General features: G+C 78.2%; 2 protein-coding genes. Both read right to left on the bottom strand.

The window, feature by feature from the left end; genetic code table 11:
- On the bottom strand, nucleotides 1-8,231 hold an 8,231-nt coding region (locus RKE29_RS23130), incomplete at its 3' end, for an SDR family NAD(P)-dependent oxidoreductase (protein WP_312007507.1).
- 958 nt (nucleotides 8,232-9,189) lie between these two features.
- On the bottom strand, nucleotides 9,190-11,091 hold the full coding sequence (locus tag RKE29_RS23125) for an ABC transporter ATP-binding protein (RefSeq protein WP_312007508.1): 1,902 nt from the start codon (nucleotides 11,089-11,091) through the stop codon (nucleotides 9,190-9,192).
- Nucleotides 11,092-11,167: the final 76 nt, after the last annotated feature.

Raw genomic sequence — 11,167 nt, 5'->3', positions numbered from 1 at the left:
AGGTCGCGCAGCAGGCTCGGCAGCAGGCCCGCGGCGGCCTCCTCGCGCAGCTTCGCGGTGTCCAGCGGCAGGACGCACGCCTGGGCGCCGCCGCCGGCCAGCAGCCGGTCCAGGGCGGCGACGCCGTCCGCCGGCCGCAGGCTCAGCACGCCCCGGGCGGCCAGCGCGCCGCCGCGGTCCGGCCGGGCCGCCAGGCCCACCTCGGCCCACGGCCCCCAGTCGACGGTCAGGGCCGGCAGGCCGAGGGCGGCGCGGTGCAGGGCGAGGGCGTCCAGGTAGGCGTTGGCCGCCGCGTAGTTGCCCTGGCTGGCCGAGCCGAGCAGCGCCGCGGCCGAGGAGTACAGCACGAAGAAGTCCAGCTCCAGCTCGCGCTCCCGGGCGGCCTGGTGCAGGTGCCAGGCGCCGGCCGCCTTGGGCGCGGCCACCGCCTCGAAGTCCGCCGGGCCCAGCCCCTTGAGGAGTCCGTCGCGCAGCACGCCGGCCGCGTGCACGATGCCCGCCACCGGCGGCATGGTCCGCGCCAGGCCGTCGAGCAGCGCGCCGACGTCCTCGGCGCGGGCCACGTCGGCGGCGCACACGCGCACCTCGGCGCCGTCCGCGCGCAGCGCGGCCAGCACCTCCTCGGCCCGTTCGGACGGCGCGCCGCGCCCGGCCAGCGCCAGGTGCCGGGCGCCCTGGCCGGCCAGGTAGCGGGCCGTCTCCAGGCCCAGCCCGCCGAGGCCGCCGGTGACCAGGTAGGTGGCGTCGGCCCGTACCGGACCCCCGGGCCGGTCGGCGACGGTGGCCGGCGGCCGCGCGTCCGGGCGCAGCACCACCTTGCCCGTGTGCCGGGCGCCGGCCATCAGCGCGAACGCCTCGGCGGCCCGCTCGTACGGGAAGGACGCCACCGGAAGCGCGGTGAACTCCCCGCCCGCGAAGCCGTCCACGACCTGCGCCATCAGCTCGGCGACCAGGCCGTGCTGCTCGGTGAACGCCAGCTCCAGGTCCACGGCCAGGAACGAGCGGTTGTGGCGCAGCGCGCCCAGGCCCAGCCGGCTGTCGTCGTACACGTCCCGCTTGCCGATCTCCACGAACCGGCCGCCCGGGGCCAGCAGCGCGAGGCCGCGGGTCAGCGCCTCGCCCGCCAGCGAGTTCAGCACCACGTCCACGCCCCGGCCGCCGGTCAGCTCCGCGACCTCGTCGGCGAAGCGCAGCGAGCGCGAGTCCATCACGTGCCGCACGCCGAGGCGCCGCAGCAGCTCCCGCTTCTCCTCGCTGCCCGCCGTGGCGAACACCTCCGCGCCCGCCCGGCGCGCCACCTGAAGGGCCGCCAGGCCCACGCCGCCGGCCGCGGCGTGGATCAGCACCCGCTCGCCGCGCCGCAGCCGGGCCAGGTGGTCCAGGCCGTAGACGGCGGTCAGGAACGCGATGGGCACCGCGGCGGCCTGCTCGTCGTCCAGGCCCGCGGGCCGGGGCGCCACCAGGGCGGCCTCGGTGGTGGTCCAGCGGGCCATGCTGGAGGGCGAGACGGCCATCACCGCGTCGCCGGGCCGCAGGTCCGCCACGCCCTCGCCGACCGCCGTGACCACGCCCGCGCACTCTCCGCCGAGCGGCACCGACGCGCCGGGGGGCACGCCGGGGCAGGTGTCCAGGGCCTTCAGCACGTCGTTGAAGTTCAGCCCGGCGGCGCGGACCTCGATCTCCACCTGGCCGTACCCGGGCGGGCGGCGCCGCCACCGGGCGGGGGCCAGGCTGTCCAGCAGGCCGGGCCGCAGGGCCAGCAGCCGGTGGTTGCCGTCGGGGCCGAGCGGCCGCTGCCGCCACGCGGGCCGGTCCTGCTCCGGGCCGGCCGCCCAGGGCGCCAGGCGCGGGGCGTACCGCTGCCCGCCGCGCAGCGCCAGCTGGTCCTCGGGCCCGCCGCGCAGCAGTTCCTCCCGCAGCCCGGCCGCGCCCCCGGCGGGGTCGAGGTCGACGACCACCGGGTCGAGGTCGCCGTGCTCCAGCCGGACCACCCGCGCCAGGCCCCACAGCCCGGCCTGGGCGAGGGCCGGCGGCGGCTCCTGCCCGCTTACCTGCTGGGCGCCGCGGGTGAGCAGCACCAGCCGCGCGGGCCGCTCGTCCTCGGCGGCGGCCAGGGCGGCGACCAGGTGCAGCGCCGAGAGGACCCCGCCGTCGCGGGCCGTCCACAGCGTGTCCGGGCCGTCCCCGGCCGCGTCCAGCGACCAGGCGTGCACCGCCCCGGCCCACCGGCCGGGCCTGCCGCGCAGGTCGGCCAGCAGCCGGGCGTACTGCTCCGGCGCTGCCGGGTCGATCTCGAACCGGTCGTCCGCCAGCCGCCGGTAGCCGTCGCCGGGCACGACGGTGACGTGCGCCCGGTCCGCCAGGTCCTCGCGCAGCGACGCGCACACCCCGCCGCGGTCGGCCAGCAGCAGCCACCAGCCGTCCGCGCCCGGCGCGTCCGCGGGCGCCGGGTGCCACTCCAGGCGGCGCAGCGCGGCGCCGACGGGGTCGGCGCGGCCGTCCGCGAGGCGGCGCAGCCGGATGCCCGCCACCTCGCCGGCCACCTCGCCCGAGGCGTCGTACAGCACGACCCGGCCGGTGATCTCCTCGGCGTCCGCCGCGGCGCCGTCCGCCAGCGCCGCGTGCGCCCAGCGGGGGCGGGCCCCCGTGCCGGACAGCGCGAACCGGCCGGCGCCGACCGGGAGGTACGGGGCGCCCGCGGACCCGTCCGGGCGCGGCGGCAGCGCCGCGGCGAGCACCTGGAGGGCGCTGTCCAGCAGCGCGGGATGGACCAGGTACGCCTCCGGCCCCTGCCGGGCGGCGGCCGCGTCCCCGGCGTCCGCCAGCCGGCCGACCGCCTCCGCCGCGCCGCGCCACAGCGCCTCGACGCCGCGGAACGCGGGCCCGTACTCCAGTCCGGACGCGGCCAGGGACGCGTAGTGCCCGTCCGCCGGCACCTCGTCCGCGCAGCGGGCACGCACCTCCGCAAGGCCCTCGGCCCTGGTCTCGCCCGGGGCGGAGGGGAGGCGGCAGGCGCCGCCGGCCACCTCGGTCCACTCGCCCGCGGGGTCCGCGCCGTCCCGGCTGAAGACCCGCACGGAGCCGGCGCCCGCCGTCCCCGGACGGCAGACGAGCTGGAGCGTGGCGTGCCCGGGGCGCTCGGGCACCACCGTCGGCCGGTCCAGCCGCAGGTCCTCCACGACCGCCCCGGCGTCGCCCAGCACCTCGCGCGCCGCCGCCAGCACCGCGTCCATGACGAAGGCGCCGGGCAGCACGACCGCGCCCTCCACCGCGTGGTCCCGCAGCCACGGGAAGCCGTCCAGGCCGACCCGGGCGGAGAAGTGCAGCGCCTCGGGCGGCACCGCCGAGCGGACCGGGGAGCCCAGCGCCGGGTGCCCGCCCGTAGCCGCCGGCCCTGAGGGCGCGGCGGGCTCCGGGAGCCAGGCGCGCTCCGGCTGCCACGGGTAGGACGGCAGCGGTACGGGCGGCTCCGGCGCGCCGAACACCCGCTCCCACGGCACCGGGTAGCCGGCCGCGTACAGTCGGCCCAGGCCGGCCAGCAGCGCCGTACGGCCCGGCTGGTCGCGGTGCAGGGAGGCGGTCACCACGCCCTCGGCGGACTCGTGCGCGATCCGCTCGGCCACCGCCTCCTGGAGCATCGGGTGCGGGGAGACCTCCACGAACGCGTCGTGGCCCGCCGCCACCAGCGCCTTGACCACCTCGTCGAAGCGGACCGGGCGCTTGAGGTTCGCCGCCCAGTACCCGGCGTCCAGGTCCGTGCCCGCGACCGGCGCGGCGGTGACGGTGGAGAGCATCGGCAGGCGGGCGGCGCGCGGCGCCAGGCCCGCCAGCGCCTGGCGCAGCTCGGCCGCCACCGGCTCCATCAGCGGGCTGTGCGAGCCGAAGTCGACCGACTCCAGCGGCCTGCACCACACGCCGTCGGCCTCCAGCCGGGCCAGCAGCCCGGCCAGGGCGGCGGGCTCGCCGGAGAACACCGTGCTGCCGGGGCTGTTGGCGGCGGCCACCCACACCGGGCCGGGCCGCAGCTCGGCCAGCAGCCGCGTCGCCCGCTCGGCCGGCAGCGCGGCCACGGCCATCCGGCCCCGGCCGACGGCCCTGGCGACGGCCTGGCCGCGGCGCAGCGCCGTGCGCAGCGCGTCGGGCAGGCTCAGCGCCCCGGCGACGTGCGCGGCGGCGATCTCGCCCACGCTGTGCCCGACGACGGCGGCCGGCTCCACGCCCCAGGCCCGCCACTGCGCGGCGAGCGCGATCTGCACGGCGCACAGCGCGGCCTGGCCCGCCTCGGGCTCGGCCAGCCGGGAGGCGTCCGGGTCGGCGGCCAGCTCCGCGAGCAGCGACCAGTCCGCCCAGCGGCGCAGCAGCGCGTCGCACTCGGCGAGCACCGACCGGAAGGCCGGCCTGGTGTCCGCCAGGTCGCCGGCCACCGGCCACCAGCGCGGGCCCTGCCCGGAGAAGACGAACACGGCCCGCGGGCGGCGTCCGGGGCGGCGCCGCCCGGCGGCGAGCCCGGGCGCGTCCTCGCCCTGCCGGTAGGCCGCCAGCGCCGCCCGGTACGCGGCGCGCGAGTCGCCGACGACGGCCAGCCGGTGCTCGTGGTGGGTGCGGCGCACCGCCGCGGTGTGCGCCAGGGCCCGGGCGGGCGCGGCGAAGCCGGGGTCGGCCAGCCGCTCCTCCAGGCGGGCGGCGGCGGCCCGCAGGGCCGTCTCGTCGCGCGCGGAGAGTGTCAGCGGCCAGGCCAGGCCGTCGTCCGCCGCGGCCGGTGCGGGCGGCTCGGGGGCCTCGGCCAGCACNGGTGCGGGCGGCTCGGGGGCCTCGGCCAGCACCAGGTGGGCGTTGGTGCCGCCGAAGCCGAAGGAGCTGACCCCGGCCAGGGCCGGCCCGGGGCGGTGCGGCCACGGCTGGGCGTGGCCGGCCACCCGCAGGCGCAGCTCGTCGAACGGGATGTGCGGGCTGGTCCGTCCGGCGTGCAGGCTCGGCGGTACGTGCCGGTGGCGCAGCATCAGGGCGGCCTTCACCAGCCCGGCGACGCCGGCCGCGGCCTCCAGGTGGCCGAGGTTGGACTTGACCGAGCCGACCAGGCACGGCCGGCCGGGGTCGCGGCCGGCGGACAGCACGGCGCCCAGCGCCCGGGCCTCGATGGGGTCGCCCAGGGGGGTGCCGGTGCCGTGCGCCTCGACGTAGTCGACGTCGGCGGGCTCGACCCCGGCGTCCCGGTAGGCGTCCCGCAGGACGGCCTCCTGGGCGTGCGGGTTGGGCGCCATCAGCCCGTTGCTGCGGCCGTCCTGGTTGACCGCGCCGCCGCGGACGACGGCGTAGACGGTGTCCTGGTCGGCCAGGGCCCGGCTCAGCGGCTTCAGGACGACGATTCCGGCGCCCTCGGACCGTACGTAGCCGTCGGCGTCCGCGGAGAACGGCTTGCAGCGGCCTTCCGGGGACATCACCCCGGCCTTGCTGAAGTTGACCGCGGCGGCGGGGGACAGGATCAGGTTGACGCCCCCGGCCAGGGCCAGGTCGCAGTCCCCGCGCTCCAGCGCGGCGCGCGCCTGCTCCACGGCGACCAGCGAGGAGGAGCAGGCGGTGTCCACCGCCATGCTCGGCCCGCGCAGGTCCAGCAGGTAGGACAGCCGGTTGGCGGCGATGCTCAGCGCGCTGCCGGTGCCGGTCCAGGCGTCGATCGTGCCCAGGTCGCCCAGCTGCCGGCCGCCGTAGTCGAAGGACGAGATCCCGACGTAGACGCCGGTGCGCGACCCGGCCAGCCGGTCCGCCGGCAGGCCCGCGTCCTCCAGCGCCTCCCAGGCCACCTCCGCGAGCAGCCGCTGCTGCGGGTCGACGCGCGCCGCCTCGGGCTCGGAGATGCCGAAGAAGCGGTGGTCGAAGGCGTCGACGCGGTCCAGGAACCCGCCCCACCTGCTGTTGGTCCGGCCCGGCGCGGCCGGGTCCGCGGCGAAGACGGCGTCGGCGTCCCACCGGTCGGCGGGGACCTCGCCGACGGCGTCCCGGCCCTCGGTGAGCAGCCGCCAGAAGGACGCGGGGCCGTCCGCGCCGCCGGGGAAGCGGCAGCCGATGCCCACGATCGCGATCGGCTCCCGCGCGGGGGCCGGGCCGGCGGCCGGGGCGGGCGCGGGCCGCGCCGCGTCCTGCCCCGCGGGCCCGGAGCCGTGGGCGAGGTGCGCGGCCAGCGCGTCGACGGTCGGGTAGGACCACAGCAGGGTGGCGGGCAGCTCCCGGCCCAGGTGCCGCTCCAGGTCGCCGACCAGGCCCACCGCGTCCGCCGAGCGCAGCCCGAAGGCGGCGAACTCGGTGGCCCGGTCCACCTCCCGCGGGGCGGCGCCGACCTGGCGCGCGAGCCGGGCGGCCAGCCAGTCGGCCAGCTCCGCGGCGTCGGCGGGCTCGGCGGGCTGTACGGGCTGTACGGGCTGTACGGGCGCTACGGCGCCGGCGGGCTGTGCGGCGTCGGCGGCCCGCGCGGCCGGGGCGCCGTCGGTCCAGCGCCACCCGCCCAGCTCCCGCAGCTCGCCCGCGAACAGCGCGTCCAGGCAGGCGGCCCGCCGCAGCTTGCCGCTCGACGTCTTCGGCACCTGCCCGCGCCGCACCAGCGCGACGACGTGCACCTCCAGGCCGGACTCGGTGGCCACCGCGGCCCGGATGGCGGCGACGATCCGCCCGGCGTCCCGCGGCGACAGCCGTCCGGCGATTTCCTGGACGACGACCAGGCGCTCCTCGCCGTCGATCTCCCGGACGCCGGCCACCCCGCCGTGCGGTTGCAGGGCCGGGTCGGCCCGCTCCACGGCCAGCTCGATGTCCTGCGGGTAGTGGTTGCGCCCCGCGACGATGATCACGTCCTTGGTGCGCCCGGTGACGTACAGCTCGCCGTCGTGGTGGAAGCCCAGGTCGCCGGTGCGCAGGAACGGGCCGTCGCCCGCCGCCGTACGGGCCCGGAAGACCGACTCGGTCAGGTCGGGGCGCTCCCAGTAGCCCTGCGCCACGCTCGGCCCGCCGAACCAGATCTCGCCCACCCGTCCGTCCGGCAGCGCGGCGCCGGTGTCCGGGTCGGCGACGACGACCCGGTGCTCCGCGATGACCGGGCCGCAGCCGACCAGGGCCCGGGACGGCTCGCCGGGCGCGGGGTCCTCGGCCCGCCCCTCGGCGAGGGCGTCGGCCCGCACGTCGCGGACCACCGGGGCGGGCCGCCAGCCCCCGGCGGACACCAGGAGGGTGGCCTCGGCGAGCCCGTAGCCGGGCATGAAGCGGTCCATCCGGAAACCGGAGACCGCGAAGGCGTCGGCGAACCGCCGCAGGCTGCCGTCCCGGATGGGCTCGGCCCCGCTGAACGCCACCTGCCACCGGCTCAGGTCGAGGGCCGCGCGCTCCTCCTCGGTCGTCTTGGCGACGCACAGGTCGTAGGCGAAGTTGGGCGCGCCGCTGACCGTGCCGCCCTGCTCGGCGATGGCGCGCAGCCAGCGCAGCGGGCGCTTGAGGAAGGAGAACGGCGACATCATCGTCACCGGGTACGACCCGAAGGCGGGGGCCAGGACCCCGGCGATCAGGCCCATGTCGTGGTAGGGCGGCAGCCAGGTGACCATGTGGTGCGGGCCGCGCTCGGGCAGGTCGGTGCCGAAGACCCGGCCCAGGTGCCGCAGGTTGTGGAGCAGGTTGCCGTGGCTGACCATCACGCCCTTGGGGCGGCTGGTCGACCCCGAGGTGTACTGGAGGAAGGCCACCGCGTCCGCCGTCAGGTCCGGGCGCCGCCAGGAGCCGGGGTCGGCGCACTCCTCGGGCGCGTCCACGCTCAGCCACAGCGCCTCGCGCAGCAGCGGCGGCTGGTCGGCCGAGTCCCGGGTCAGCGCGGCGATCGCGGCCGGAGCGAGCACCACCGCGGGCCGGGCGTCCTCGACGATCCCGGTCAGGCGGTCCAGGGTGCGTTTGAGGAAGGCCGGGTCGAGCGGGTAGACGGGGACGGCGACGACGCCGGAGTACAGGCAGGCCAGGAAGGAGACGACGTAGTCGAGGCCCGGCGGGCAGACGATCAGCGCCCGGTCGCCGGGCGCCGCCCGCTCCCGCAGCGTCGCCGCGACGGCCCGCACCCGGGCGTCGACGGCCGCGTTGGAGATGCCGGCCGGTGCCCCGCCGTCGTCGGAGAGGAACCGGAAGACGTGCTGGTCCGGCCGCTCCTCGAAGACGGCGAGGAAGTGATCAGCGAGGGTGTTGTCGGACAATGCTCCGCCTCTCATCCTGGCTTTCCTGGTCGATATGCCGTACGTCCGCCGCCTGCGCGGCGGGATTCCGGCGGTGCGCGGGCAGCACGAGGCAGCCCCTGACCGACCGATTTCCGGTGGGGGCGGAGCAGGCCGCGGAAAAGGGCGGGCGTGGCGAAGTGAACCCGATTCGGCGTCCGAGTGTCGGGCAGGCGTCGGCTGGATAATTCCTGACAGAAAACGGGGAACGTGCTCCCGGGGCGCCGCCGGTACCGGGGCGGGAAATGGTGCGGCCGGCACCCGTGGCGCGGTGCCCCGGACACCCCTGGCGGCCGGGGCGCGGGGTAAACGGAATGCTGTCTACGGCACAGGATGTCCCGGGGGAACCGGCGGGTGCGAGCCCGGTGGCGCCCGGTCCGGGCGTACCCGGCAGGCCGGCCCCGGTGGCGCCGACCTCCGTGACGGAGTGCTGATCGCCAGGTTAACGGGATCTACGCGCGAAGAGAACAGGCGAAAAAAAGAGGCGAGGAGGTGGTTGGCCTCCTCGGCGCCGCGGCGCCGTGCCGGCTCCCTGCCGCCCTGGCCGGGCCGGGCGCGCGCCTCGCCGGGCGTGCGAAGCCGGGGAGCCGGATGAATTCCTGGTGGTGACAGGTTCAGCCAAAGTGAACAGTAATTGCTCGCGTGTCTCGATTCGATCGTCGTCCGGCGGGGCCGGACGGGTCTTCGGGGTCTCGAACGAGGCGGCATTGCGACCTCCGTAGCGGGCCCTTCGGCGGGCGGTACGGCAGTGACATCGTAAGAACCCCCTCCGCTGCTGTCAATGATCGTTATTCGTATATGGCAACCGCGTGAAGCGGCGTGTGGCGTCCGGTTTCAACCGCCGCATTTCGGCGGCCGGTGCGCGGCCCGCCGAATGTGTGCGGAATAGATTCTTCCGGTGGGCGCGCCGCGCGGGATTCGGCCGCCTGCCGCACGGGAAAGCGGCCGGATCCCGTCATCGAGTGATATTCCGTGGCGGGTCGCGGTCCGGCGGCGGGCCGTACGGGCCGTCCGGCGCGGGAGCCGGGCCGGCGGGCCGGCACCCGGCGCAGCCCCGGCGGGCGGCCGGCAGCTGGGTCGCGGCCAGGTCGCGGTAGAGCGGGTCGCTGTCGAGCAGTTCCGCGTGGGTGCCGACGGCCCGGACCCGGCCCGCCTCCATGACGACGATGCGGTCCGCGGCGGTGACCGTGGACAGCCGGTGCGCCACGACCAGCACGGTGGTGGTCCGGGCCGCCTCCGCCACCGTCTCCCGCAGCGCCGCCTCGTTGGCGGCGTCCAACTGCGAGGTCGCCTCGTCCAGCAGGAGCAGCCGGGGGCGGCGCAGCAGGGCGCGGGCGATGGCCACGCGCTGGCGCTCGCCCCCGGACAGCCGGCTGCCCCGGTGGCCGACCAGGGTGTCCAGGCCCTGCGGGAGGCGGGCGACGACCGGTTCGAGACGGGTCCGCCGCAGCACGTCGAGCAGGTCGTCGTCGCGGGCGTCCGGGGCGCCCAGGGTCAGGTTCTGGCGGAGCGTGCCGGACAGCACGGGCGCGTCCTGCTCGACGTACCCGATCGCGGCGCGCAGGCCGGCCAGCGGCCACCGCCGCAGGTCGCGCCCGTCCAGCAGGACACGGCCGCTGTCCGGCTCGTGGAACCGCTCCAGGAGGGACAGGACCGTGGTCTTGCCGGCGCCGGACGGGCCCACCAGAGCGGTCAGCCCCCCGGCGGGCACGGTGAAGGAGAGCCCGTGGTGCACGGCGGGCAGCCCGGGCCGGTAGCGGAAGCCCACCCGCTCGAAGCGCACCGCGGCGGCTCCCCGGCCGGGCTGCTCCCCGGCCGCCGGGCCCTCCCCGGGACCCGTACGGTCGGCCGCGTCCCCGGGGCGCCCGTACGGCTCCCGGAGGCTCGGACCGGTGGCGGGCGGGTCGGCGGCCTCCCGCTCCATCCGCTGTATCTCCTCGATGCGCACGGCGGCGGCCGCGCCGATCTGGAACTGCCCGGCGGCCTCGACGAGCTGGCTGATCCGCGGCGCCAGCGCGAACAGGTACAGCAGGAAGGCGACGAGGGTGGACACGCCGATCGCGCCGGAGGCGACCCGGGCCCCGCCCACCCCGAGCACCGCGAGGAAGGACACCTGCCCGGCCACGGCGGACGCGGTCGCCGACAGGGCCTGCCAGCCCGCGGCCCGCACCCCGGTGCGGCGGGCGTCCTGGGCCAGCCGGTCCAGCACGGCCGCCTCCCGCTCCTCGGCCCCGGCCGCCTTCACGGTGCGTACCGCGCCGAGGACCCGCTCCAGGGCGGCCCCGATCTCGCCGACCGACGCCTGGGCCTGCCGGGCGGCGCGCCCGATCCTGGGCGCCGCCGCCCCCACCACGGCGCCCAGCACCGCGATGACGGCCAGCGTGACGGCGAGGAGGACCACGTCCAGCAGGCCCATCAGCACCAGTGTCAGCACCAGCATGAGCACACCGGTCACCGCGGACGCCGCGGACTGGGTGGCGACCTGGCGCAGCAGGGTGGTGTCGGAGGTGGCCCGGGCGATGAGGTCGCCCGGTTCGCGCCGCTCCAGCTCGGGCACGGTCAGCCGGAGCAGGCGGGCGGTGGTGCGCCGCCGGGTGGAGCAGACGACGGACTCGGCGGCGCGCTCCAGGACGTACTGGCCGGCGGCGGCGGACACGGCCGCGCCGACCACGAGCGCGCTGAGCGCCACCACCGGCGCGGTGGCCCCGCGCCCCGCCCCCAGGTCGTCCACCATCTGCTTGGCGGCCAGCGGCTGAGCCAGGCTGAGCGCGCCGCCGACCAGGCCGAGCAGCGCCCCGGCGAGGCCGGCGCGGCGGTGGGGCCGCAGGTGGGCCGCAAGGGCCCGGTAGCCGGACAGGGCGGCCGGGGACGCGGCGCGCGGGCGGCGTTCGGCTCCGGCGGGGGCGGTTTCGGCGGGCCCGTCCGGCGCGCCC

The organism is Streptomyces sp. B1866 (assembly GCF_031932565.1).
Taxonomy (GTDB): Bacteria; Actinomycetota; Actinomycetes; order Streptomycetales; family Streptomycetaceae; genus Streptomyces.
This window is presented reverse-complemented; position numbering and strand designations above follow the sequence as displayed.